Source organism: Thermodesulfobacterium commune DSM 2178 (assembly GCF_000734015.1).
GTDB classification, from domain to species: domain Bacteria; phylum Desulfobacterota; class Thermodesulfobacteria; order Thermodesulfobacteriales; family Thermodesulfobacteriaceae; genus Thermodesulfobacterium; species Thermodesulfobacterium commune.
In genome coordinates this window covers 698,152-723,130 of record NZ_CP008796.1, presented here as the reverse complement: position 1 = coordinate 723,130, position 24,979 = coordinate 698,152, and the positions used below count along the sequence as shown (strand labels likewise).

Annotated in this window: 20 protein-coding genes; 10 read left to right on the top strand and 10 right to left on the bottom strand. The window is 36.0% G+C overall.

Annotated elements, in window-relative coordinates; genetic code table 11:
- Positions 1-113 precede the first annotated feature (113 nt).
- Genes selD through HL41_RS03620 form a run of 3 tightly spaced genes read right to left on the bottom strand, consistent with a single transcriptional unit; the run spans position 114 to position 3,623 of the window.
- Positions 114-1,169, bottom strand: a complete 1,056-nt coding sequence (gene selD, locus HL41_RS03630; RefSeq protein ID WP_081856467.1) for a selenide, water dikinase SelD — start codon at positions 1,167-1,169, stop codon at positions 114-116.
- Positions 1,156-1,647, bottom strand: a complete 492-nt coding sequence (locus HL41_RS03625) for a MogA/MoaB family molybdenum cofactor biosynthesis protein (RefSeq protein ID WP_038060338.1) — start codon at positions 1,645-1,647, stop codon at positions 1,156-1,158. Before HL41_RS03625 ends, selD begins: the two co-directional genes overlap by 14 nt.
- Positions 1,644-3,623 (bottom strand): elongation factor G, encoded by a 1,980-nt coding sequence (locus HL41_RS03620; protein ID WP_038060340.1) that lies wholly within the window; start codon positions 3,621-3,623, stop codon positions 1,644-1,646. The genes HL41_RS03625 and HL41_RS03620 overlap by 4 nt, the downstream gene beginning before the upstream one ends.
- A 275-nt stretch (positions 3,624-3,898) precedes the next feature.
- Between HL41_RS03620 and HL41_RS03615 the strand changes: the two genes are divergently transcribed.
- From HL41_RS03615 to HL41_RS03585, 7 genes are all read left to right on the top strand, one after another.
- A complete protein-coding gene (locus HL41_RS03615) occupies positions 3,899-5,011 on the top strand; it encodes a DEAD/DEAH box helicase (RefSeq protein WP_038060342.1) in 1,113 nt (370 codons plus the stop codon).
- Positions 5,012-5,123: 112 nt separating this feature from the next.
- On the top strand, positions 5,124-5,681 hold the full coding sequence (locus tag HL41_RS03610; protein WP_051754476.1) for an archaemetzincin family Zn-dependent metalloprotease: 558 nt from the start codon (positions 5,124-5,126) through the stop codon (positions 5,679-5,681).
- Positions 5,682-5,699: 18 nt separating this feature from the next.
- Positions 5,700-6,974, top strand: coding sequence for a phenylacetate--CoA ligase (locus tag HL41_RS03605; RefSeq protein WP_038060344.1), 1,275 nt, complete (start codon positions 5,700-5,702; stop codon positions 6,972-6,974).
- 160 nt (positions 6,975-7,134) lie between these two features.
- Positions 7,135-8,307, top strand: a complete 1,173-nt coding sequence (locus HL41_RS03600) for a cytochrome c3 family protein (RefSeq protein ID WP_038060346.1) — start codon at positions 7,135-7,137, stop codon at positions 8,305-8,307.
- A gap of 63 nt (positions 8,308-8,370) precedes the next feature.
- Entirely contained in the window at positions 8,371-10,011 is a 1,641-nt protein-coding gene (locus HL41_RS03595) for a multiheme c-type cytochrome (RefSeq protein ID WP_144241963.1), read from the top strand.
- Entirely contained in the window at positions 10,011-10,652 is a 642-nt protein-coding gene (locus tag HL41_RS03590) for a cytochrome b/b6 domain-containing protein (RefSeq protein WP_038060350.1), read from the top strand. The genes HL41_RS03595 and HL41_RS03590 overlap by 1 nt, the downstream gene beginning before the upstream one ends.
- A gap of 24 nt (positions 10,653-10,676) precedes the next feature.
- Entirely contained in the window at positions 10,677-11,045 is a 369-nt protein-coding gene (locus HL41_RS03585; RefSeq protein ID WP_038060351.1) for a cytochrome c3 family protein, read from the top strand.
- 32 nt (positions 11,046-11,077) lie between these two features.
- Here HL41_RS03585 and HL41_RS03580 read toward each other — a convergent pair whose 3' ends face one another.
- Positions 11,078-11,362, bottom strand: coding sequence for a hypothetical protein (locus HL41_RS03580; protein ID WP_038060352.1), 285 nt, complete (start codon positions 11,360-11,362; stop codon positions 11,078-11,080).
- 149 nt (positions 11,363-11,511) lie between these two features.
- Between HL41_RS03580 and trpS the strand changes: the two genes are divergently transcribed.
- Positions 11,512-12,507, top strand: coding sequence for a tryptophan--tRNA ligase (trpS, locus tag HL41_RS03575; protein ID WP_081856531.1), 996 nt, complete (start codon positions 11,512-11,514; stop codon positions 12,505-12,507).
- Here trpS and ligA read toward each other — a convergent pair.
- A complete protein-coding gene (gene ligA, locus HL41_RS03570; protein ID WP_081856466.1) occupies positions 12,481-14,547 on the bottom strand; it encodes an NAD-dependent DNA ligase LigA in 2,067 nt (688 codons plus the stop codon). The two genes, trpS and ligA, sit on opposite strands and share 27 nt — an antisense overlap.
- Before the next feature lie 391 nt (positions 14,548-14,938).
- Between ligA and queF the strand changes: the two genes are divergently transcribed.
- Positions 14,939-15,310, top strand: coding sequence for a preQ(1) synthase (gene queF / locus HL41_RS03565; protein WP_038060353.1), 372 nt, complete (start codon positions 14,939-14,941; stop codon positions 15,308-15,310).
- A gap of 4 nt (positions 15,311-15,314) precedes the next feature.
- Here queF and HL41_RS03560 read toward each other — a convergent pair whose 3' ends face one another.
- The 5 genes from HL41_RS03560 to HL41_RS03540 are packed head-to-tail and all read right to left on the bottom strand — an operon-like array spanning position 15,315 to position 24,590.
- Positions 15,315-16,976, bottom strand: coding sequence for a hypothetical protein (locus HL41_RS03560; protein ID WP_038060355.1), 1,662 nt, complete (start codon positions 16,974-16,976; stop codon positions 15,315-15,317).
- Positions 16,973-18,820 carry an ATP-dependent zinc metalloprotease FtsH gene (gene ftsH, locus HL41_RS03555; protein WP_038060357.1) on the bottom strand — a complete coding sequence of 616 codons (1,848 nt, stop codon included), beginning with the start codon at positions 18,818-18,820 and terminating at the stop codon, positions 16,973-16,975. The genes HL41_RS03560 and ftsH overlap by 4 nt, the downstream gene beginning before the upstream one ends.
- Positions 18,820-20,166: an ATP-dependent 6-phosphofructokinase gene (locus HL41_RS03550; protein WP_081856465.1), complete on the bottom strand. Its 1,347-nt coding sequence runs from the start codon at positions 20,164-20,166 to the stop codon at positions 18,820-18,822. Before HL41_RS03550 ends, ftsH begins: the two co-directional genes overlap by 1 nt.
- Positions 20,163-21,488 (bottom strand): histidinol dehydrogenase, encoded by a 1,326-nt coding sequence (gene hisD / locus HL41_RS03545; protein ID WP_038060360.1) that lies wholly within the window; start codon positions 21,486-21,488, stop codon positions 20,163-20,165. Before hisD ends, HL41_RS03550 begins: the two co-directional genes overlap by 4 nt.
- 15 nt (positions 21,489-21,503) lie before the next feature.
- Positions 21,504-24,590: an AIR synthase-related protein gene (locus tag HL41_RS03540; protein ID WP_235181315.1), complete on the bottom strand. Its 3,087-nt coding sequence runs from the start codon at positions 24,588-24,590 to the stop codon at positions 21,504-21,506.
- Positions 24,591-24,755: 165 nt separating this feature from the next.
- Here HL41_RS03540 and HL41_RS03535 point away from each other — a divergent pair, with 165 nt between their 5' ends.
- Complete coding sequence (locus tag HL41_RS03535) at positions 24,756-24,971, top strand: FmdB family zinc ribbon protein (protein ID WP_038060363.1); 216 nt, start codon at positions 24,756-24,758, stop codon at positions 24,969-24,971.
- Positions 24,972-24,979: the final 8 nt, after the last annotated feature.

Sequence of the window (24,979 nt, the reverse complement as noted above, 5' to 3'; positions counted from 1 at the left end):
TTAAATATTTAAGTTTTTTGAAGGTTAAAATCAATTTTTCATGAAAAAGATGTGAAGTCAAATAGAAATTATAAATAAAAATTAAGTTGATATATTGAAAAAAAACAATGAATTTAAGGGTATATCCTCACAGTAGGGCAGTGACCTTGTGGGTCTTGAACTTCTCCGATGAGAGTTACGTTATCAAGACCAGCTTTTTTTATTTTTGTTTCAAAGCTTGTTTTTTTTTCTGGTGGAACAGCTACCAAGACTCCTCCAGAGGTTTGAGCATCAGATAGTAAAATCAATTCGTCTTCTGAAACTTCAGGATGGATTTGTATAAATTTTTTGCAAAAATTAAGGTTATGATAGTCTCCTTCAGGGACTATCCCCATAGAAATTAAATCCTTAGCCTCTTCAAAACAGGGAACTTTGCTGGCATAAATAATAAGGTCTTTTTTACTGGCTGTTGCCATCTCAAGGGCATGTCCGATTAGTCCAAAGCCTGTGATGTCAGTAGCAGCTTTAAGACCTAACTCTGTCATGATAGCACAGATTTTGTCGTTAAGTTCAGTCATGGTAGTTACCATTTTTTGATAAGCCTCATGTTTCTCGTCAAACAGTTTACCTTTATAGGCGGTTATTAAGATTCCTGTGCCTATGGGTTTAGAAAGGTAGAGAAGGTCACCTGTTTGGGCTTGACTGTTGGTTATTATTTTTTTAGGATGAACCAAACCTACCACTGCAAGCCCGTATTTAGGTTCTGGGTCGTCTACGCTATGTCCACCTACCAGTAAAGCCCCTGCTTCTTTAATCTTAGACAAACCACCTCTTAAGATTTCTTTTAAGATTTCTTTAGGAATCCCTCTCTTAGGAAAAGTTATGAGGTTTAAAGCCAAAAGAGGTTTTGCTCCACAGACATATACATCTGCTAAAGAGTTGGCAGCGGCTATTTGACCGAAGGTATAAGGGTCGTCTACCACAGGGGTAAAAAAGTCTGCAGTAAAAACCAAGGCTTTTTCTTCATCTAATTTATATATACCTGCATCTGCTCCATGTTCAAAACTTTGAATAAGGTTAGGATGAGAGGGTAGCTCTAAACCTTCTAATATTTCCACAAGAAACTCTTGTGGAAGCTTGGCTGCTCAGCCTGAAGCCTTGACCATCTGAGAAAGTTTAATTTCTGGCACACTCACTTGGGTCTCCTTTAATTTTCTCTACAGCATGTTTTATGATAGGTATTAAACTGGGAAAAATTTCGCTTATCGCTTTTGGGCTACCAGGGAGGTTGATGATAAGGGTTTTTCCCCTAACTCCAGCTATTCCCCTTGTCAGGGCTGCCATCGGAGTTAGGGGATAACTTATATATCTTATAAATTCTGGGATCCCCGGGATTTCTTTTTCTATTATTTCTTTAGTAGCTTCAGGGGTGACATCTCTTGGATAAACCCCTGTTCCTCCGTTGGTAACAATAAGGTCTAACTTTTCTTTATCTGCCCAAGAGGTTAACACTTCTACTATCTTTTCTTTTTCATCAGGTAGGATTAAATATTTGGATACCAGCCAGCCTTCTTTTTCTACCAAGGTTTTAAGAAGTTCTCCGGTTTTATCTTCTCTTTCCCCTTTAAATCCTTTATCACTAAGGGTAAGGATACCTACTTTTATCATTCTTCTTTAGCAGCCTCCATCTGAGATTTTCTTTCTGCAATCACCTTTTCTGCCACAAAAGGTGGGGCTTCTTCGTAATGAGAAAATCTGGAGATAAAATACCCTCTTCCTCCTGTAAACCCTTGCAAAGATACTACATAATTTTGAACCTCTGCCATAGGAACCACCGCAGATATTTTAGTCATCTTTTTATCTTTTTCAATCCCTAAAACCCTACCTCTTCTTGAGTTTAGGTCTCCTACTACATCTCCTACAGTTTCATCTGGAACATATATCTCCATTTCTACATAGGGCTCTAAAAGTACAGGGTTAGCTTGCTCTACACCTTTCCTAAAACAGTGTATAGCAGCTATCTTAAAAGCAAGGTCAGAAGAGTCTACTTCATGAGACTTTCCGTCGTAAAATTGTACCTTCACGTCAACCACAGGGAATCCTGCTAAAGGACCTCTTTCCATAGCTTCTCTTACTCCTTTTTCTACTGCCGGAACATAGTTTCTCGGAACGTTCATACCGGTAAGAGTTTCTAAAAATTCAAAACCTTTACCCCTTTCTAATGGAAAAATATTAAAATGTACCTCAGCGAACTGTCCTCTACCTCCGCTTTGTTTTTTATGTCGGTAAATAACTCCATGTACCGCTTTTTTGATGGTTTCTCTATAAGGAATCTTAGGGGTAGAGAGTTTTACCTTTACTCCAAACTTTTCTCTTAATTTTTCTATGGTTTTTTCTATGTGTAATACTCCTAACCCGGAGATAAGAAGTTCTTTAGTTTCTTCATCTCTGGTAAAGATTATAGAGGGGTCTTCTTCTTTTATTTTTACCAAAGCCCCACTTATTTTATCTTCGTCAGCTCTGGTTTCTGGATGGATAGCCATAGTAATCATAGGAGAAGGAAGTTCTGGTAAAGCAATAGGTTTAAACTTAGGATTTTTGGAAAAAGTGATCCCTGTATATAAACCGTCAACCTTGGCAAAAACGATAACCTCTCCTTCTTTAACTTCTTTTACTTGCTGTAATCCATCTCCTCTTGGGACAAAAATTTGTGTGTATTTTTCTTCCTTTCCATTAGACGTAAAGATTGTGTTGTCTGAGAAGAAAGAACCAGCAAATACCCTTCCATAAGAGAGTTTGCCAGCGAAGGGATCTATGATGGTTTTAAAGATAAAACCAGAAGATTTTTCGTCTGCTTCTATACGTGTTCTTACTAACTCATAGGAAGGTACAAAATGATATAAGTATTCCAGAAAGACAGATACTCCTATGCCTGGTTTGGCAGCACCAGCAAAGATTAAGGCAATTTTATTGTTAGCTAACCCTAATTTTAGTCCTTCTAATATTTCTTCCTTAGTTAAACTACCTGTATCCAGATATTTTTCTATTAATTCGTCTTTACCTTCAGCTGCAGTTTCTATAAGGTTTTCCCTTAAAGTAGAAACTCTATGTTTCACATTTTCCGGATAATCTATGTATTCAATCTTATTTCCTTTTTCTAGGATAGCTTTATCTTCTACCAAATCTACCAAAAGGTTATTAGGTTGACCTTCAAAGATATAAACGACAGGTACTTGTAAGATCTCTAAGTTATCCTGAAGGTCACAGATGGTTTGACCAAAATTACTCTTTTCTTCGTCTATTTTATTTATAAAGATAAAAAGCGGAACACCCATTTCTTTTGCCATTTCAAACACTCTTATAGTTTGATATTTAATAGGATTGGAAGAGTCTACCACCAAAATAGCTGCATCAGAGACTTTTAAGGCCCACTTTACTTCACCTAAAAAGTTTTCATCCCCTGGGGTGGTTAACAGATAGAAAGGTGTATCTTTATAATTAAACCCGTAGATTTTAAGATAAAAGTTGGACTCTTTTTTTTGTCCTTTAATGGTTTCTCCACAAACTTTACATAGTGCTTCAGAAAGTTTTGCCTTACCTGCGTCGGTTTGTCCTAAGATGGTTAATACTTTAGGCACCCCCATATTATAACCCCCTTGGTTTAAATTGCTTATAAAAATATTAAATAAAAAAATTTGTTTAAATAGTCAAGGTTGATTTTAGGGGTTAGATTTTTAAATTAATTTAGATACTAATAAAAATAATAAATTATGGTTTAGTCTCTTGTTTTTTTTTGTTGTAGTGTTATTGTTTAACAAAGCAGTAAAAAGAGGTTATTTAAAATTCCCTTAAGGTCTCGGTTTAATTTTCATATAACTTCTTTTCTCTGCTAACAAATTAAACAAATCATGGAGGATTTATGTTAACTTTTCAAAGTTTTAACCTTTCTAAGAAAACGCTTGAGGCGTTAGACATTATGGGTTATAAAGACCCTACAGACATTCAAAAAAAGGCTATACCTTTTATTTTAGCAGGAGAGGATTTAGTAGGTCAGGCTCAAACTGGTACAGGCAAAACTGCCGCTTTTGGAATTCCTATCGTAGAGAAGGTAGAGTTTAAAAAGAAGGAACTTCAAGCCTTAATCCTTGTCCCTACCAGAGAGCTTGCCATTCAGGTTAGTGAAGAAATAAGAAACATAGGAAAGAATAAGAGGATTTTTGTGCTTACCTTTTATGGAGGGAAACCTTTAAAAAAACAGATAGAACTTTTACAAAAAAGGGTAGGGAAGGTTTTAGTAGGTACTCCCGGAAGGATTAAAGACCTTATCAATAGAGGATATCTTAAGCTTGATGGTATAAAGATGTTAGTCTTAGATGAGGCAGATAGGATGCTTGACATGGGTTTTATAGACGATATCGATTACATAATTTCTCAAACCCCTAAGGAAAGACAAACCCTTCTTTTTTCTGCCACCTTACCTAAGGAAATTTTGATTTTAGCAGAAAAATACCTTAGAGATGGTTATAAAACCATAAAAATTAAACCTGAAGAGATTACGTTAAAACAGATAACCCAAGAGGTTTACAAAGTGCCTTCTCATATGAAGTTTGAAAAACTAACGGCAATTTTATCTATCTGGCAAGAACCTAAGATCATTATTTTTGTGCAAACTAAGTTAGAGGCAGAAGAGTTAGCCAAAGCTTTAAGGGAAGAGGGCTACTCAGTAAAAGCTATACATGGAGATTATCCGCAGAAAAAAAGAGAGATGGTGATGAGGGGTTTTAAGGCAGGAGAATTTAAAATTTTAGTAGCAACCGACGTAGCCTCGAGGGGTTTAGACATTAAAGATGTTGGATTGGTAATCAACTATGGACTGCCTAAGGATGCCGAATCTTATATCCATCGTATAGGCAGAACCGGAAGGGCTGGTCAAACTGGTACGGCTATCTCTTTGATGAGTAGGTCTGAAGAGAAGTTTTTAAGAAATATCATGTTTAAAACTAAAGTCAAACCTATGGTCAAATCCATATAACATCTAACTATAAGAGGTCTTGTAAGGTTGGTTAATCTCACAGGACCTCTTATAGAAAAAAATCTTCTAAAGAACTTGACATCATAGTTAAAATTGATATTTTAACTATGACATGAAAAAAATTTCTATATTTTTAGTTTATACAGATTTAAAAGACGATATTCTTTTAGCTTTAAAGTCTCATTTAGAGACTATTTTTGGATATTCGGTTAATTTTTACGGTTTGGTTTTTGATTTTTCTTTAGCCTACAACCCCAAAAGAAATCAATACATCTCCTCTAAAATCATAGATCTTTTCTCTAAATATAAAAAAAATTTAAAAGAAAAATGGGTAGTTTTAGTAGACGTTGACCTTTATAGTCATGGGCTAAATTTTGTTTTTGGAGAAGCTGACCCTAAAAGAGGAATAGCTGTAGTATCTCATGCCAGACTTAACCCTGAGTTTTATGGGTTAGCTTTTGACGAAAAAATTTTTACAGAAAGGCTTATTAAAGAGGTTACCCATGAGCTTGGTCATCTTTTTTTTCTACCTCATTGTTTTCACCCAAACTGTGTGATGAGTTTTTCTAATACCATAGCGGATGTAGACAGAAAAAATAAATCTTTTTGTTTTATATGTGAAAGTTTTTTGAAAACTTATTTGTGTATGGAGAAAATTTTTATAATATAAAACTTTTAGGAGGAAGAGATGTTTAATCCTAAGATGGAAACTTTACCAAGAGAAGAGATTGAAAAAATTCAGCTTGGTAGATTAAGAAAAACCATCGCATTTCTTAAAAATTCTAAATCTATGTTAAAAGAGAAGATTAAAGACATCCATCCTGAAGATATAAAAAGTTTAGATGATTTAAAATACCTGCCTTTTACGACAAAAGATGACTTAAGGGATGGTTATCCTTTTGGACACATAGCTGTAGATCCTTCAGATTGTGTAAGAATGCATATGAGTTCAGGGACTACAGGAATCCCAGTATTAAACCTTATGACTAAAAATGATGTGGCTCAGTGGGGTGAGATAATGGCTCGATGCTTGGCTTGTGCTGGGCTTACCTCAAAAGACAGGTTACAGATTATGCCTTCCTTTGGGTTATTTAACGGAGGTTTTGGTTTTCATTATGGAGCAGAAACCTTAGGATGTTTTATCGTTCCAGCAGGTGCTGGAAGAACTCTTATGCAACTTAAACTTATAAAAGATTTGGGGGTTACCGCCATAGGGGCTATAGCTTCTTATCCAGCAAGACTTATCGAAGTAGCTCAAGAAAATGGGTTTGATTTTAGAAAAACTAATCTTCGGGTAGCTATTTTAGGTGCTGAAACCTGGTCAGATGAATACAGAAAAAGGATAGAAGAGATGATGGGGGTTAAAACCTTTGATATCATAGGGATGACAGAAACCGGGGGAGTAGGTTTAGGGATAGATTGTGAAGCAAGAAAAGGCATTCATGTTTGGGAAGATCATTATATCATAGAAATCGTACATCCTGAAACAGGTGAGGTATTGCCTTTAGGAGAAGAAGGAGAAATAGTGGTTACTACTCTTACCAGAGAAGGCTTGCCTCTTATCAGGTATAGAACAAGAGACATATCTAAGATAATAAGTTACGAACCCTGCGAGTGTGGAAGAACTCACGTTAGAATAGATAGAATTAAAGGCAGAACAGACGATATGTTGAAGGTAAAGGGGGTAAATTTTTATCCTTCTCAGATAGAGGCTATACTTTTGAAGTACAAAGGACTTGCTCCGTATTATCAATTGGTAATAGAAAATGTAAAAGGCAAAGATGAGATGACCATCATTGTAGAAAAAACCGATGGGGGGTTAACCGATCAAGAAATGGAGAGGCTAAACTTAGAACTTTATGATTTTTTAGGTTTTAGAAGTAAGATTCAAATCGTTCCTGAAGGCACCATTCAAAGGGTTCCAGGAAAAGCTGTACGAGTGATAGATAAAAGAAAAAAATAAAAAAAAATTTATAAAAATTTGTTGTTTAATAGAAATTAGAACTTAAAAACCTACTTTTTTAGAACTTGTTAGGCTTGACTTAAGGATTGAGCTTATATAATATCTATATCTAATAGGCAAAATAGGGTTATTTTAAAATCTTTCTTTATGGGGGTTGATAATGGGAAAAATTTTTAGATATTTTTTTCTTGGGTTGTGTTTATCTGGAGTTCTGTTGGGGATCAGTTTTTTTCTTCCTCTAACCTTTAATAAATCGTCCATAGCAAGTAGCAGTGGTTCAAACGATGCCTGTTTAAAGTGTCATAAATTAGAGAGGCTTCATAAGGTTTTACCTAATGGAGAAAAGATGGCTCTTTATGTAGACCCTGAGAAGTTTCAGGCCTCTGTTCATGGAAGTATGGATTGTCTTTCTTGTCATGCCGACCTTAACGTAAAGGAACATCCAAGACCGATGAAAATTGCCAGTGTAAGGGAATATAAAAAGATAGTTTCTGCTAATTGTGTAAATTGCCATGCTATCGAAAGTCTTTCTCCTATCCATAAAAACATAGTAAAAGAAAATAAACTCTCTTGTGCAGAGTGTCACGGTTCACATTACATTAAACCTATAAAAGAGGAATTTGATAGGATTGCTAAAGATTGTTTAAAGTGTCATAAGTTAGAGAGGCTTCATAAGGTTTTACCTAATGGAGAAAAGATGGCTCTTTATGTAGATTCAAAGAAGTTTTATGATTCTGCGCACGGAAATAAGGTTCACTGTTTATTCTGTCACCAGGATATTGATAAATCTACCCATCCTAAACCGATCAAAATAGAAAGTCGTTATAGCTATTCCAAAGGGGTAAACCAAAACTGTTTAACCTGTCATCCTGCGTCCGGACTTTCTTCTTTTCATCAAAACATAGTAAAAGAGGGAAAGACCCTTTGTTCTGAATGTCATAATTCTCACTATGTTAAACCTATCAAATTAGTAAGAAAACAGACCCAAGAGTGTATAAAGTGCCATAAAGTAGAAAGGTTGCCTAAGGTTTTAGGTAACGGTGATAAGATGTATCTTTATGTTAATTCAGAAAAATTTGCCAAAACTCCTCACGGTAAAATAGGTTGTTTTGCTTGCCATTATGATATTTATAACACAGATTTTCATCCTAAACCTATTAACATTAGATCTATAAAAGATTACACTAAAGAAATGGCTTCTCGTTGTACTAAATGTCATACTTATGAAAGCATTTCTAAACATCCAGGTCATGCTATAGTAGCTAGAGATAAAAGATTTATGTGTATTGATTGCCACGGATATCATACAAATATTCCTGTGGGGGTTAAATAATGAAAAAAAAAGACGCTATATTTTTCTTTCTTGTTGTTAAGTCTGCTTTTGTTGACAACCGGTTTGCTTGCTGCTACTTCTAAAAGGGTTATCGGAAGTTTACCTTCTCAAGACCTAAGTTTTAAGGAATGGAAGCAAAAAGCAAGTTTTAATGAATACTGCATGTCTTGTCATAAAATTGAGTTAAGCAAAACGTTAAAAAGTGGTGAAAAGTTAAATCTTAAGGTAAACTTAAATGAAATCAAACAATCTGTTCATAGCAACTTTCAGTGTATCGTATGTCACAGTGATTTTTCAAAAACTAAACATCCTTCATATACATTTAAGAATAAAAGAGAGTATGCGGCTAATCTTTCTAAACAGATATGTCAGAAATGTCATACCGATGCTACATTAAGAAGAAATCAGGTACACTACACCATTTCTAAGACTGCTTCTTGTATAGAATGTCATGGATATCATGGGGTTAAACCAGCCAAAATAGGTAAAAATTTACCTGAAAATCAATATTGTTTGACTTGCCATAGTAAATCTATAACTAAAAAGCTTGAAAATGGTGAAGTTCTTTCAGTAAAGGTAGATGGGTCTCATCTTTTAAGTTCTGTACATAAAGACCTTAAGTGTACTGATTGTCATAAAGGTTATTCTAAAACAGAGCATCCTATTAAAAAGATAGCATCACTAAAAGAGTATAGAAAACAAGCTATAGAAATATGTAAGCAATGTCATACTAAAGAGGTAGATCAATTTAACAAAAGTATCCATGCCAAGGCTTTTTATCAAGGGAAAGAGAAGGCTCCTGACTGTATAAGATGTCATGATTATCATAAAGTGGCGCGTATTTTACCTAATAATGAGTTAAAGTTCAATCTCTGTGCAAGTTGTCATGGAGAAGAGGCCAAGGCTTACAAAGATAGTATTCATTTTAAAGCCCTTTCTGAATCCAAGCCTAATGCTCCTAATTGTTCTAACTGTCATAAAGCCCATGACGTTTTACCTGTTAGTATGGCAAAGTTAAACGACTCTTGTTTGTCCTGCCATAAGGACTCCAAGAAGGCTCATAGTAAATGGCTCTATAATCCACCTTTTACCTTAGAATCCTTTGTAGATGTCCATTTTAAGAGTGCTTCTTGTAGTGTGTGTCATGCAAAAGGTGAAAAGGCAGTGATGCTGTCTTTGGTAGATAAAGCTAAAAAAACAGGCATAACGGTAGAAGATCTAAGTAAAGCTTTAAACTGGCCGGTTGAAGAGGTAAAAAATAAGATAGATCTTAATAAAGATGGTTTGGTCCAGGAAAAAGAGTTCTGGCAGTTTTTGAATACGGTTAAACAGAAGGTGAAAGTTGAATTAAAAGGAAGATTAGACTTAGTAAATTCTAATGATGCTCATAAAATTCTTTCTAAGAAAGAAGCCATAAAAGATTGTACTGTTTGTCATAGTTCTGAGGCTAAGTTTGCCGGAGTTTTAGAAATCAGTAAAGAAGGAGATAAAACCTTAAAAACCTTAGTAGATAGAAAGATTTTAAATTCGGTATATGCCATACCAAATGTTAGAGATTTTTATGTTTTAGGTCTGTCAAGGATTAGTGTTTTAGATATATTGTTTGTTTTGGCTGTGGTTTGCGGTATAGGTTTTGGTTTAGGGCATCTATCTTTAAGAATTATAACCACACCTATTAGAAGAAAAAGAAGGGAGGGGAAATAATGAAGAAGGTATATTTACATCCTTTACCTGTAAGAATATGGCACTGGATCAATGCTATCAGTTTTATAGTATTGATAATTACCGGATTACAGATCAGATTGGTAGATAAGATAAATCTTATGTCTTTTGAAAGTGCGGTTAAGATACATAGCTGGTTAGGGTTTATTTTGCTTGCTAATTATTTTATCTGGTTATGTTACTATCTGTTTACCGGAAAAATTTTTAAGATTTATATCCCTCCTTTTTGGAGACCTGTAGATTTTATTAAAAAAGCTTTTGCTCAAGCAAAGTATTATGCCTATGGTATCATGGTAGGAGAGAAAAACCCTCATCATCCAACCCCTGATAACAAATTTAATCCTCTACAACAGGTTTTTTATTTTATCATCATGATCTTTTGTATACCTTTACAAATTTTGACAGGTCTTGTGCTTTGGGATCCTGTTCAGTTTGCTTGGTTAGAAAGTTTGATGGGAGGTATTCAGATTGTTTCTTTAATTCACAATGGCCTTTGGGTGTTTTACGGATTTTTCCTTTTTGTTCATATTTATTTAAGTACTTTAGGACATACACCTTTAGCTCACATCATAGCTATGTTTACCGGATATGAAGAAGAACATGAAGAACATACCGGGCACTAATTAAAAACAAGGGGGGGTAAAACTATGAAAAAGAAAGTTTGGGGAGGGTTAATCATAGGAGGAATTTTGTTCTGTGTTACTTTAGTTTTTGCACTTCCAACGGAATTACAATTAAAACTGGAAGGAGCTAAATTTCCAGCTGTGAAGTTTAATCATGCAAACCATGTAGATGTATATAAAATCGATTGTAAAGTATGTCATCATGCAGAAGCCGATCCTACTAAAGAAGTAAAAAAATGTGTAGAATGTCATGATATAGCTCAGGCTAAAGATAAAGCTTTAAAAGCTATGGATGCCTACCATAAGACCTGTATTGAATGCCATAAGAAGGTTAACGGTGAAGAAGGTAAACAAGCGCCAGTTAAGTGTAATGACTGCCATAAAAGGTCTTAAATAGATTAGGGGTGGCTAAATATAAGTCACCCCTAAGATTCAATCTCTTCCTCTTCTAAGTCTTCTAAATCTTCATCATAGATGTATTCTATGTCTTCAGAGAATTTAAAGTCAGTTTCTTTAGGAGGTTTATAAGGGACTCTAATTATTTCTCTTAATTGTTCTAACTCCAAAGGTAAAGTTTCATCTTGTTGACAAACTTCACAGTTTTGCACATGTTTTTCTACTAAATCCATCATTTTGACAGGAGAAAGGGTAAAAGACCTTACTTCTTGATACCAATCTCTGATAAGGGTTTTTAATCTACTGCAATTCATTTTAATTGTACCTCCTTATTTATTTCCCTTAAAGAGTATGAAAAATATTTTATCCAAAATTAAACATTTTAAAAGATGGTTTACTACAAATTTTTAGAATTTATGGTAATTTTAAGAGTTATCAAAAATGAGAAGGAAGGGTGGGGACGGTGAAAAGATTTAGGATTTTAAGTGGAATGCGTCCTACAGGTCCACTTCATTTGGGACATCTTCACGGTGTTTTAAAAAATTGGTTGAGTTTCCAAGAAAATCACGAATGTTTTTACTTTGTGGCAGACTGGCATGCCCTAACTACAGAGTATGATTCTCCTCAAAAATTAAGAGGTTTTGTAAAAGAATTGTTTTTGGAATGGCTCTCAGTAGGGCTTTCTCCAGAAAAGAGTGTGATTTTTTTACAATCAGCTGTTAAAGAACATGCAGAACTTTCTTTGATATTTTCTATGATTACTCCAGTAGCTTGGCTTGAAAGAAATCCTACTTATAAAGATATGGTTCAAAACCTTCAAAATAAAGATTTGACTACCTATGGGTTTTTAGGCTATCCGGTTTTACAAGCAGCTGACATCTTAATCTATAAAGCAGAGAAAGTTCCTGTAGGTTTAGACCAGGTACCTCATTTAGAATTAACCAGAGAAATTGCCAGAAGATTTAATTATCTGTACGGTACCGAATTTTTTCCTGAACCTGAAGCCCTTTTGTCTGAGGTACCCAAAATACCAGGAACAGACGGAAGAAAGATGAGTAAAAGTTATGGAAACGCTATTTTTTTGAATGACCCACCTGAAGTAGTGAAGAAGAAAGTTCTGTCTTATGTGACTGATATTCATAGACCCAGAAAATCTGATCCGGGAGATCCTGAAAATCGTTGTGTAGCGTATAATCTAATAAAGATTTATTTTTCTGAGGAAGAAAGGCAGGAAGTCGTAGAAGATTGTAAAAAGGCTAAGCTTGGATGTGTAGAATGTAAGCAAAGATTGGCTTCTAAAGTTATAGAAGAGTTAACTGAAATCTGGGAAAGACGTTTTGAGATAGAAAAAGCAAACTGGGAAGAGCTACTGCAGGTAGGAATAGAAAAAGCAAGAAGTATAGCTAAAAAAACCATGGAAGAGGTTAATGAGTTATTGGGTTTCTCCTATAAGTTTTAAAAATTCTTCTTCGTTAATAATTTTTAGTCCAAGTTTTAAAGCCTTTTGATATTTAGACCCTGGTGCTTCTCCTACCACTACGTAGTCAACGTTTTTAGACACATGGTCTGAAACTTTACCTCCTAGCTGTAAAACCTTAGCTTTAGCTTGATCTCTGGTCATGCTTTTTAAGGCACCGGTAAACACAAAGGTTAACCCTTCAAGTTTTGGAGTGACTTCTTCCTGTTTTTCTTCTTCCTCTTCGAAAGTAATCCCTGCATCTAATAATCTTTTGATAATCTCTTGGTTGTGCTCATTTTTAAAAAATTCTACTATAGATTTAGCTACTTCATAACCTACGCCCTCCACTGACATTAGGTCAGACATAGAGGCTTTCATAAGATTGTCTAAGGTTTTAAACTTTTTGGCTAGAAGTTGAGCCATTGCCTCTCCAACATGCCTTATTCCTAAGGCATAAATAAAACGAGCTAATGTGTTTTTTTTACTTTTTTGGATGGCTTCATAGAGATTTTTAGCTTTTTTATAAGCAAAGCCAGGTAGTCGTAAGAAGTCTTCTAACCGAAGATAATAAAGGTCTGCTACGTTTTCTACTAAACCTCTGTCTACCAGGTCTTTTGCCACCTTTTCTCCTAAGCCTTCTATATTCATCGCAAGTCTACTGGCAAAATGGAGAATTTTTCTTATCAAACTGGCGTAGCAATTAGGGTTAGGACATCTCCACACAGCCTCGTCAGGCTTTTTGACTAGCTTAGTGCCACATCTTGGACACTCTGTAGGAAATTTAATTTCTTTTTCGTCACCTGTTCTTCTTTCTTTTATTGGCATGATGATTTGAGGGATCACATCTCCTGCCCTTTGTACAAGCACCCAATCTCCAATCCTTATGTCTAAGTTTTTGATGTAGTCTTCATTATGAAGAGTAGCTCGTTCTACGATAACACCTCCTATTTGTACAGGTTGTAAGATAGCCACCGGAGTGATAGCACCGGTTCTTCCTACTTGGAAAACTACGTTTAAAAGTTTGGTGGTTACTTGAGTAGGTTGAAATTTATAGGCGATGGCGTATCTTGGAGACCTTGCTTTGGTACCAAGTTTTTCCCACAGAGATAGATCATTTACTTTGATTACAATACCGTCTATTTCATAAGGAAGTTCTTGTCTTTTCTTTTCCATTTCGTGATGATAGTCGATGGCTTCTCTGATATTTTTAACTAACTTTACCAGCGGGTTTATTTTTAAGCCCCACTTAGGTAAGGTTTGAAGCACCTCCCATTGAGTTTTGAAGTTATAACCTTCGACCTTTCCTACCCCATAACAGAATATATCTAATTTTCTTTTGGCTGTAACCGAAGGATCAAGCTGACGTAAAGAGCCAGCAGCAGCATTTCTTGGATTAGCAAAAGGAGGTTCTCCCTTTTTTATCCTTTCTTGATTGATTTTTTCAAATTCCTCCTTATTTAGATAAACTTCTCCTCTTACATCAATTCTTGGTGGTATTTCAGGGGCATCTTCATCAAACTTTTTTAGTTTTAGAGGGATAGATTTAATGGTTTTGATGTTAGCAGTAACATCCTCCCCTACATAACCATCACCCCTGGTAGCTCCTAATTTTAAGGTTCCATCTTCGTAAACCAACTCTACCGCAAGACCATCTATTTTTGGTTCTACCGTATATTCTATTTGAGCTTCTTCAGGTAATCCTAAAAATTTTTTAACTCTTTTATCAAATTCTAATACTTCGTTTTCGTCCATAGCATCATCCAGAGATAGCATTGGTTCTGCATGAGGAACTTCTTTAAATCCTTCTGCTGGTTTAAATCCTACTCTTTGGGTAGGAGAGTCTGGGGTAATCAATTCTGGATACTTTTCTTCTAATTCTTTAAGTTCTCTCATTAATGCATCGTATTCAGCATCAGAAATAACAGGGGAATCAAGTACATAATAACGATAATTATGATACTCTATCTCTTCCCTAAGTTTTTTAACCCTTTCTATGATTTCCTGAGGGATGTGAGGATATTCTTTTTTCTCCTCTGGCATGATAAACCTCCGAAAAATTAGGTGTTTTTTGCTAATTTTATACCTTAAAATCGATAAAGACAACTTTTATCAAATGACACAGTTGTTCCAAAAGCATAGTGTTTATTTAATTGTGTCTACCAATGTGGTGGTAAGAAACCTCCCTCCTAAAATTAAATATCCTCCAACATCCAACAATACCAAATATATCACCTTGTAAATCTAACCACTTTCCCTCTTTCTTAATTTTGAGTTTAACTTTACCATTTTTACCAGGAGGGGGAGCCCCTAACCCCTAAGATTTAGACACAATTAATAAAACACTACTTCCAAAAGGTTTAGTTTTTAGGTTTCTTCTAAAATAAAGGTTTTCACTCTTGGCATTAATTATTAAGATGTTATAATTAATCCCATGAGTGAGAAAAAGTATGGTGAATTAGCCATAGAACAAGCAGAACTTGAAGCTTGGCCTAATCCCTATCCTGATAGGGATTATACAATAACCATCACTTTCCCTGAGTTTACTTGCCTTTGTCCCAGGTCTGGATATCCAGATTTTGCGGTAATCAAGATCGAATATGTACCTAATGAAAAAATTGTTGAGCTTAGGTCGTTAAAACTATGGCTTAACAAGTTCAGAAATCGTTACATCTCTCATGAAGCCGCTACTAACGAGATTTTTGATGCCCTCTGGAAGGTTTTAGAACCTAAAAAATTGAAAGTAATAGGAGATTTTCACCCCAGAGGGAACGTTCATACCGTCATAACGGTAGAAAAGCCTTAAAATCCTAAAAAGAAGACCTTCCTAAAATAAGGCTATAAAGCTCTGTCTCTGTATCCACAGGATATTTTCCTCTTACTACTGTAAAATAAAGAAGGCTATTATCGTAACCAATTCCGGTAATAAATCCTCTCTGAGCAGAAGTAAGGTTTCTATAATAATAGTTTCCTTCAAACCCTAAGACAAAAATCTGAGAAGTAGCGCTATCTAAAGGAAGATATTTTAATTCTTTTTTAACGGTGTTTAAAGGAAACTCTGTTGAAGCAAAAAATACAAAGGTTTTGCCGTTAGCATACTGAACCAGAGGTGAAACAAAGGGTAATATCACTTTTTTAACTACTTCTTGTCCCTTTTTCCCCTTTATAAGTCTTACTTCATAAAAGTGTTGGGCTATAGCATAAGGAGAAGTCCATTGAAGTTGATTGTTTTTATACACCCCTAATCTTCCGTCATCTAAGTAGGTTAAAATCTCAGGTTGTCCGTCCTGATCAAAATCTACAAAGCTAGTTCCTATGTTTTGATATCCTTCAAAAAGGTTAAGTTTGTGGGCATAGATAAGCTGGTTGTTTTCTCTTTTTAGAATAAATACTTCTTTTCCGAAAAAGGTTTCTGGGTCAAAGGTTTGTCCTAAAAGGGTATCTTTAATTCCTCTTGCAGTATAATCTACAAAGTTTAAAATCAGGTTGATGTTGGTTATCACTGGGTTAAGTCCTTGATTGGTGTAATGTAAAATTTCACTTTTCATCCCAACTCTATCGTCATACACGTTTAAAGCGATCCAACCATTTGGTCCTACTGAAAAATTTACTATCTTTCCTGAAGAAGGTTTGTAATAGGCTAAAAGCCCTCCTTTTAGTTTGACGATAAAAAGCCCTTGGGAATTAAAATAAATCATTTCTTGAATTCCGTCGTTGTCTATATCTGTAAACTCAGCTTGTACTACCTCCCCCTTAGTCTTACCTATAAGGGAGGGTTGTGTTTCACCTAAGGGTTTAGGTTCTACTTTGGTTTGAGAAGGTCTAAGGTAAGTTGAGGTAGATACCTTTGAATAAGAAAGTCCTCCATAGTATCTTATAAGGTCTAACTTTGAGTTATATACCTTTATGGTGTTTTCTTCTTCTACAAAGAGAAGGTCAAACTTTTCAGCTAATAAATACTCAGGGGTTATTTGGCTAAATCTAAGGTTAGGGTCGAAAATAATAGTACAGTCTGGAAGGTTGTTTTTTAAGGTTAAAAAGAGGTTTTCGTTTGGGTTGGTATGTTCAACGATAACAAGGATTTTTAGGTCTGCATACCTGGTAATCGGCATAGGAACGGTTAAAGGCTCTTTTTGATAGATAACTTTTGCCATGGCAAAGTTTTCGTCTGTTCTGACAACTTCTATTTTAGCTACCGGTTCTTTTAGATATCCAAGGGTTTTTTGAGTTTCAGGGTGAACGATCTTTTTTCCTCTTTTATAAACCGTAAAAATATCTTTATTTTTAACTCCTTGCACCAAACCTTTATCGATTATAAGTTCTCTATCTTCTATACCGATAAGTAATCCAGAAAGAGGAGAGAAGTCTTTTTTGACCTGTTCATAAACCTCAGGGGGTAGACTGCTAAAACTGAGTTGATGGGTTGAAAAAATAAAAAAGACTAATATTAAGACTTTAAATATGACCTTCATCGACTGTTTCCTCCTTTTGGATTTTGATAAAGCAATTTTTCCAGTTCTTCCCCTTCTAAAACTTCTTTTTCCATTAAAATCTTAACAATAGTTTCTAAAATTTCTATTCTTTCGGAAAGGATTCTGGTAGAGGTTTCATAACAAGTTTTTAGGGTTTGACTTATTTCTTGGTCTATAAGAGAGGCTATTTGTTCAGAAACCATTTCTCTCTCTTTAAAAGGAACATCCAAAAACAGATGTTCTCTTTTTCTAAAGGTTTGCGGTCCTAAGATGTCACTCATTCCGTAATCCATGACCATAGCTCTTGCTATTTCGGTAGCTCTTTCTAAATCGTTTTGAGCTCCTGTAGATACCTCTTTAAAAACTAATTCTTCGGCAGCCCTACCACCTAAAAGTACAGAGATTTTGGCTAAAAGTTCAGTTTTGGTCATCAAATATCTTTCTTCGGTAGGAAGTTGCAAGGTGTAGCCTAAGGCAGAAATACCTCTTGGGATGATAGAAATCCTGTGCACCTTTTCCTGGGGTGTTAACACCGAGGCTACCACCGCATGTCCTGCTTCATGATAGGCTATTCTGGTTTTTTCTTCGTGGGAGATATAACGGTTTTTCTTAGCAAGGCCTGCTATTACTCTATCGATAGCTTCCTCAAAGTCTTCCATCTCAACATAATTTTTACCCTTTCTTGCAGCAAGCAAAGCTGCTTCGTTTACAACATTAGCAAGATCTGCTCCCACCATACCAGGTGTTCTTGCAGCAATAACCTTTAAGTCTACATCTTGACCAAGAGGTATGTTTTGGCAATGCAACCTAAGGATTTCTTCTCTCCCCTTTAAATCAGGTCTATCAACCACAACCACCCTGTCAAACCTTCCTGGACGAAGAAGGGCAGGGTCTAAGATTTCAGGACGGTTGGTAGCTGCGATGATGATGACTCCTTTTTTTGGGTCAAACCCATCCATTTCGGTAAGAAGCTGGGTCAGGGTGTGCTCTCTTTCTTCAGTACCTCCTGTAGCAGAGACCCCTCTAACCCTTCCAACTGCATCTATTTCGTCTATAAAAATGATACAAGGAGCCATTTTTTCTGCTTGAGAAAAAAGGTCTCTCACCCTGGCAGCTCCTACTCCCACAAACATTTCTACAAAAGAAGACCCTGAAATAGAAATAAAGGGAACTCCTGCTTCACCTGCTACAGCTCTTGCAAGAAGGGTTTTACCTGTACCAGGAGGACCTACCAGTAATACTCCTTTCGGAATTTTGGCTCCAAGCTTGGTAAACCTTTCAGGATGTTTCAAAAACTCTATGATTTCTTTTAGTTCTTCTACAGCTTCATCAACCCCAGCCACGTCCTTAAAGGTTACTTGTATTTCGTCTTCTACATAGATTTTAGCTTTACTTTTACCAAAACTTATGATACCTCCATCTGACGACGTAAACTTTTTAAAAAGGAAAAGCCAAAAGCCAATAAGTATTATCAACGGTATTAACCAGGAAAATAACCCAATCCAATGGTTGCTCTCAGGTTTAACCTGATATCTGATTCCCTTTTCTTCAAGAAGTTTTAAAAGGTCAGGGTCTTCTGCTCGATAAACTTTAAATGAGTTAGAAATTTTTACCGGTTTGTTTCTTAGTTCATAAAGTTTCTCTGCAGCTTGTTCACGAAAAATTCCTGTAATTTCATGTTTTTTTAAGGTAAGATTGTCAACCAATCCCAACCTTACTAAGGTTTTAAACTCGCTGTAAGTAAGAAGCTCGTATTTTGGATAAAGTTTTTCAATCGCTACCACAGAAGTTAAAAGAATTAAAAAAGAAAAGATAACTAAAACTAATTTTTGAGCCCTTTTCATCAGCTATTTTTTAGTGTACCCTGTCCTGTAGATTCTAAAACCGAAAGCCAGAATCGGCCATAAAGATTTACCTGTTTTCGTTTTTTAATCGCCTCTTTTATAGGTATATGGACAAACTGGTCGTTGAGATAGCTTATCATAAGACCGGTTTTTCCTGCCATTCCGGCATGAACTGCATACTGAGCTAAAAATCCACAAAAAATTCTGTCTTCTGCGTTGGCAGGAACACTTCTTATGATATAACTTGGGTCTATGTAACGTATAACCACAGGAAGACCTTTTTGCTTAAAATATTCCTCAATTTTTTCTTTTAAAAACTTGCCTATATCTCCTAATTTTAGATTACCTGAGGCATCATATTCAGGGGGATCCTTTTGTACATATTTTTGCCCAGCACCTTCAGCTACCACTATAACCGCATGTTTTCTTGCTAACAATCTTTTTTCTAACTTACAAAGAAGTCCCTGAGGCCCTTCCAAATCAAAATCCATCTCTGGAATAAGACAAAAGTTGACTTCTCTGGTAGCTAAAGTTGCTGCAGCAGCGATAAACCCTGAATGCCTACCCATAAGTTTTACCAAGCCGATCCCATAAGGTACTCCTATAGCTTCTGTATGAGCACATCTAATAGCATAACAGGCCATTTCTACCGCGGTATTAAAACCAAAAGTTTTTGAAACTAACCAGATATCGTTGTCTATCGTTTTAGGAACACAAACAATTCCTATTTTTACTCCTCTCCTATCTATCTCTTCTTTAATTTTGTTAGCTGCTCTAAAAGTCCCATCTCCTCCTATCATAAATAAAAGGTTGATGTTTAACCTTTCAAGGGTGTCAACTATCTCTTCGATAGGTTGATGCCCTCTTGAGGTGCCAAGAAAGGTCCCTCCCATCGAATGGATATCTTTTACCTTTTCTGGAGAAAGCTCTATTACTTCATGTCCATACCTTGGGATAAAACCTTGAAGTCCATACTTAAAGCCTAAGATTCTATCCACTCCATAAGAATAATACAAAGTCATAACTAAAGACCTGATTACATCGTTAATCCCAGGACATAACCCTCCACAGGTTACTATGCCTACCTTTAATTTAGACGGATCAAAATAGATATAAGGTCTTGGTCCAGCTACCTCTAAAGAAATGACAGGTTTTTCTTGCGTTAGTTGAGCTTTTAAATAGTCTACGTTAAGCCTTAGGATTATTCTAGTGTTATCCTCTACAAAACAAGAGGGAGAAAGTGGCATTGGGTTGGGTATTTTGCAAGGACCTAAGGTTTCTATCTCGGTAGAAACTTCTTCAGTGATTTCTTCTAAGAATTCATAATAACAGAAAGGGTTTTTCATAGGTCTTCCCCTTTTAGAGTTTTTATTCTAACCCTAATAGCTTCAGCATGAGAGGGAAGGTTTTCTGTCTCAGCAAGAAGAATGACCTTAGATGCCTCATCAACCAATGCCTCTTTTGAATACTGGATAAAGTTTATTTTTTTAAGAAACTTTTCTGGAGAAAGAGAAGAAGAAAACCTGGCAAGCCCCATAGTCGGTAAAACATGATTAGGTCCCGCTATATAATCTCCTATAGCTTCTGGGGTAAAGGCACCTAAAAACACCGCCCCGGCATTTTTTACCTTAAAAAGATGATCCATAGGGTTTTCTATCATCAACTCTAAATGTTCAGGAGCGATAATATTAGCAAGATAAAAAGCTTCTTCTAGTGTTCTTACTTTAAAAACTGCACCTCTTTGTTTTAGGGCTTTTTCTGCTATCTCACTTCTTAATCCTTTCTTTAGAGCCAAAGGAAGAAGTTTTTTAAGTTCTTTTATCAGAGAAGAAGAGGTGGTAACCAGCACAGCAAGACTCATAGGGTCGTGCTCAGCCTGGGCAAGTAAATCCCAAACCACAAACTCAGGATTAGCGGTTTCGTCTGCTATTATTAAAACTTCACTTGGGCCTGCTAATATATCGATACCTACTTGAGAAGAGACTAGTTTTTTAGCGATAGTAACATAGATATTACCTGGACCACAGATGACGTCAACCTTGGGTAAAGTTTCTGTTCCATAGGCCAATCCAAAAATAGACCAAGGGCCACCTACTTTATAAATTTCGTCTACTCCCGCTTCTTTAGCTGCAACAAGAAGCCCTGGATGTAAGCTTCCATCCTTTCGAGGAGGAGATACCATAACCACTTTTTTTACCCCGGCAAGCTTTGCAGGAACTGCTGTCATCACCACGGTAGAAATTAGTGGGGTTTCTCCTGAAGTACCTCCAGGTATATAAATTCCTGCTGCCTCTACCGGAGTAACCAACTGGCCAAGAAGTACCTCTTTTTCCTGCTTAATAAACCAAGAAGTAGGTAAATGCTGACCATGGAAACGTTTAACCTTTTCTACCGCAAGCCTGATGGCACTGACAAGTTCTTCAGATACTTCCCGGTAAGCCTTTTCTATCTCTGTTTCTTTTACCCTAAGGTCTGAAGTAGTTAGAGATACTTTATCAAAGAGTAGAGTATATTCTAAAAGGGCTTTATCTCCAAACTTTTTTACCTTATCTCCTATAGACTTTACATATTTTTCTTTTTTAGCAGGAAAGGTTTCTACCCGGTTTAAAAGCTTATTGAGATATGTTTCAGCTCTTTTAGAAGGATAAGAAAAAACTTTTAGAGGCATGTTATTTACCTCTTCTTACCAATCTTTAAAAGGTTTCTGCCAGGCTTCTTTAAGTCCTTTTAAGGGCTCTTTTATTAACACCTTTTCTTCAAAACCTTTTATCACTAAGTAAGGTTCTTCGATGGTTTCGCCTATCAAAGAACAAGGGACATCTCTCATCAAAGCTTCAAAATCTTTAGCTTTTTCCTTCTTTACTGTTACCACTATCCTCCCCGCACTTTCAGAAAATAAAATAAAATCCTCTCTTTTTTCTCCTTCATAAGGCACAGCTGTTAAGTCTATAAAGAGGCCGAAACCACCAGAAAAGGCCTTTTCCGCAAGACATACCGCTAAACCTCCGTCTGAAACATCATGGGCAGAAGAAACAAACCCTGAATAAATAGCATCTCTTAGTCTTAGGTAGAGTTTTTTGTTAAGGTAGGCATTAGGCTTGGGGACGACCCCTCCTTTTAGTCCGAGTAGACTCAAGTACTCTGACCCAGCAACTTCTTCTTTGGTTATTCCTAAAAGGTAGACCAAATCTCCCGGAGCTTTCACTTCCATCGTTTGGGCTAATCTAACGTTAGGAATAGTAGCTACTACAGAAAAGAGCAGAGTAGGGGGTATGGAAATCTTAAGGGTTCCATCTGGAAGAACTACTCCTACACCATAAGGATTAGGTTCATTTGGTTTTAACCCCACATTCATTAGGTAATCGTTTTTCATAGAGTCTTTACCTGAAATACAAGGGACTCCATAAGCTTTAGTAAAATCATAGAGAGCCATATTCGCCCTTACTAACTGAGCCAATTTATACCTTCCGTCAGGATTTTTTTCTCCTTCTATAGGGTCACACCAGCAGAAGTTGTCAAGACCTGCCATATGTTCTAAGTCAGCTCCCACACATACCGCATTTCTTATAGCTTCATCTATGGCATTAGCTACCATCCAGTAAGTATCATAATCTGAAAACTTGGGACATATTCCATGAGAGACTACTATTCCCCGTTCAGAGTTTAAATCATAACGAAGTACAGCAGCATCACTTGGACCGTCATTTTCAACTCCTACTAAAGGCTTGATAACACTACCTCCTTGTACCTCATGGTCATACTGCCTGACTACGTATTCTTTAGAACAGATGTTGTAAGAACTTAAAAGATTTTTAAGAACTTCTCCATAATCTTTAGGAGGTTCAAAATTTAACTTTTCCGGATATTGAGGAGCCTTCCATTCCGCAAAAAGTTTAAGTTGCGGCACCCCCTCATGTAAAAACTCTAAAGGTAACAAGGCTACTGTTTTTTCTTGATACTTTACATGAAAGTAACCAGAATCGTTAAACCTTCCTAAAACTGTGGCTAAAACTCCCATCTTTTCAGCTAATTCTAAAAATCTTTCGATTTTCTCTGGGGGAACAGCTAAGGTCATTCTTTCCTGACTTTCTGAAACTAAAATCTCCCAAGGTCTTAAACCAGGATATTTTAAAGGAGCTTTCGCTAAATCTATTTCAGCCCCACCAGCTTCTTTAGCCATCTCTCCCACTGATGAGGATAAACCTCCAGCACCATTGTCAGTTATAGAATTGTAAAGACCTTCATCCCGTGCCTTTAAGATAAAATCAACCAATTTTTTTTGGGTAATAGGATCACCTATTTGTACAGCGGTGGCTGGAGAACCTTCATGTAAAGCTTCTGAAGAAAAAGTAGCACCGTGAATCCCATCTTTACCTATCTTCCCACCTATCATCACTACTAAATCATTTGGGTTAGCCTTTTTTTTCCAAGAAGGTTTGTCGTTTAGATATAAAGGTAAAAGTCCACCGGTTCCGCAATAAACCAGAGGTTTACCTATATATCTTGGATCAAAAACAATAGAACCGTTTATCGTAGGGATACCACTTTGATTTCCACCATGTTCGACACCTTCTCTTACTCCTTCAAAAATTCTTTTGGGATGGAGTACCCGTGGAGGTAAAGGCTTGTCCCAATTAGGTGGAGCAAAACAAAAGACATCGGTGTTAAAGATGAGTTTAGCTCCCATTCCTGTACCCAAAGGATCTCTGTTTACTCCTACTATTCCTGTTAAAGCTCCACCGTAAGGGTCAAGGGCTGAAGGGCTGTTATGGGTCTCTACTTTAAAAGCCAAAGCCCAGTTTTCATCAAGTTTTATAACGCCAGCGTTATCTACAAAAACAGATAAACAAAAGTCTTTTTCTCCTTTTTCTTTCCGAATTTCTTCGGTTGAAGCTTTGATATAGGTTTTAAATAGGCTATCAATCTCTTTTTCTTCTCCGGTATCCCAATCTTTATAAAAAATTTTGGCGTTAAAAATTTTATGTTTGCAATGTTCAGACCAGGTTTGAGCAAGACTTTCCAACTCAACGTCAGTAATCTCTTCGTTCAGCCCAACTTCCTTTCTTTTTTGGATGAACTCCGGATCAGAAAAAAAACTTTGGATCTTTTTCATTTCTTCTAAATTTAAGGCTAAAAGTCTTTGCTTGGAAAGATTTAATAATTCTTCATCTGAAAAAGATTTTAAGTCAAAAGTGTCAACTAAAGGAGGAAAATACTCTGTGACTCTTGGAACAGGATAAGTAAATCCATTTTTTTCTAAAAATTCTTCTTTAGAAAGAATAAACCATCTTTCTATAAGTTCATTAGCCAAAAGTTCTTTAGCAATTTTTTCTATGGCTTCCTTCGAAAGTTTCCCTTTAATTAAGAATTGTTTAGCGAAATAAACCCCTTCTTTTTGCGAATCTAAAGGTCTTTCAAGAAGGTAAGACAGGGCTTCTTCTGCTGTTTTCCCTTCGTTATCTGTAACTCCTGGTCTGTAACCGATTTCTAAAGCCCAATCAAAATCATACTGGAGCTTTAACCCTATTGGATGGTTAAGAGTGTAAATTTGAATTACCGGATCGCAAAGGGCAGACTGGGCAAATTTTTCTAAAACATCAAGGGAAAAATTCCCTTCTACTAAATATACTTTGATAAATTTAACAGCTTCAACCTCAAGATTAAGATCTGTAGTTATCTTTTTTTGGACTTTTAGACCAAAAACGTCTTTAATTTCAGGTTTAACCGCTACTTCTATTCTTATGGCTTTCATAGATTTTGAATATATCATTTTTTGCTATTTTTTTCAATCCCTGCAAGTAAGAGGTTTAGGGAATATTTTGATTATATATCCTTAAAGTTTTTCCAACGTTTTTTAAGTCTTGACTTAACGGTAGAAGGGTTTATTTTAAAATCGTTTTAGTTAAAATTTTTTAAAAGGAGGGAGTTAAGCTCCATGCCTATCTATGAGTTTAAATGCGAAGAATGTGGAGAGGTTTTTGAAGAGCTCGTTTTAAAACCTACAGAAGAAGTAAGGTGTAAAAAATGTAAAAGCCCAAAAGTTACTAAACTTATGTCTCAAGTAGCTTTTAAATCAGGTTCCAAGTTTGTAAGTTCATCGGGTTCTGCTTGCGCCACCTGTAAAGGTGGAACTTGTAGTAGCTGTGGATAAATTCGTCT

Excerpts from the sequence above, each read along its gene's own strand:
- HL41_RS03560 (WP_038060355.1), bottom strand. The coding sequence starts at position 16,976 with ATGAAGGTCATATTTAAAGTCTTAATATTAGTCTTTTTTATTTTTTCA.
- HL41_RS03535 (WP_038060363.1), top strand. The coding sequence starts at position 24,756 with ATGCCTATCTATGAGTTTAAATGCGAAGAATGTGGAGAGGTTTTTGAA.
- HL41_RS03580 (WP_038060352.1), bottom strand. The coding sequence starts at position 11,362 with ATGAATTGCAGTAGATTAAAAACCCTTATCAGAGATTGGTATCAAGAA.
- HL41_RS03540 (WP_235181315.1), bottom strand. The coding sequence starts at position 24,590 with ATGATATATTCAAAATCTATGAAAGCCATAAGAATAGAAGTAGCGGTT.
- HL41_RS03615 (WP_038060342.1), top strand. The coding sequence starts at position 3,899 with ATGTTAACTTTTCAAAGTTTTAACCTTTCTAAGAAAACGCTTGAGGCG.
- HL41_RS03550 (WP_081856465.1), bottom strand. The coding sequence starts at position 20,166 with ATGAAAAACCCTTTCTGTTATTATGAATTCTTAGAAGAAATCACTGAA.
- HL41_RS03600 (WP_038060346.1), top strand. The coding sequence starts at position 7,135 with ATGGGAAAAATTTTTAGATATTTTTTTCTTGGGTTGTGTTTATCTGGA.
- queF (WP_038060353.1), top strand. The coding sequence starts at position 14,939 with ATGAGTGAGAAAAAGTATGGTGAATTAGCCATAGAACAAGCAGAACTT.
- hisD (WP_038060360.1), bottom strand. The coding sequence starts at position 21,488 with ATGCCTCTAAAAGTTTTTTCTTATCCTTCTAAAAGAGCTGAAACATAT.
- HL41_RS03590 (WP_038060350.1), top strand. The coding sequence starts at position 10,011 with ATGAAGAAGGTATATTTACATCCTTTACCTGTAAGAATATGGCACTGG.
- HL41_RS03610 (WP_051754476.1), top strand. The coding sequence starts at position 5,124 with ATGAAAAAAATTTCTATATTTTTAGTTTATACAGATTTAAAAGACGAT.
- ftsH (WP_038060357.1), bottom strand. The coding sequence starts at position 18,820 with ATGAAAAGGGCTCAAAAATTAGTTTTAGTTATCTTTTCTTTTTTAATT.
- HL41_RS03605 (WP_038060344.1), top strand. The coding sequence starts at position 5,700 with ATGTTTAATCCTAAGATGGAAACTTTACCAAGAGAAGAGATTGAAAAA.
- HL41_RS03620 (WP_038060340.1), bottom strand. The coding sequence starts at position 3,623 with ATGGGGGTGCCTAAAGTATTAACCATCTTAGGACAAACCGACGCAGGT.
- HL41_RS03625 (WP_038060338.1), bottom strand. The coding sequence starts at position 1,647 with ATGATAAAAGTAGGTATCCTTACCCTTAGTGATAAAGGATTTAAAGGG.
- ligA (WP_081856466.1), bottom strand. The coding sequence starts at position 14,547 with ATGCCAGAGGAGAAAAAAGAATATCCTCACATCCCTCAGGAAATCATA.
- HL41_RS03585 (WP_038060351.1), top strand. The coding sequence starts at position 10,677 with ATGAAAAAGAAAGTTTGGGGAGGGTTAATCATAGGAGGAATTTTGTTC.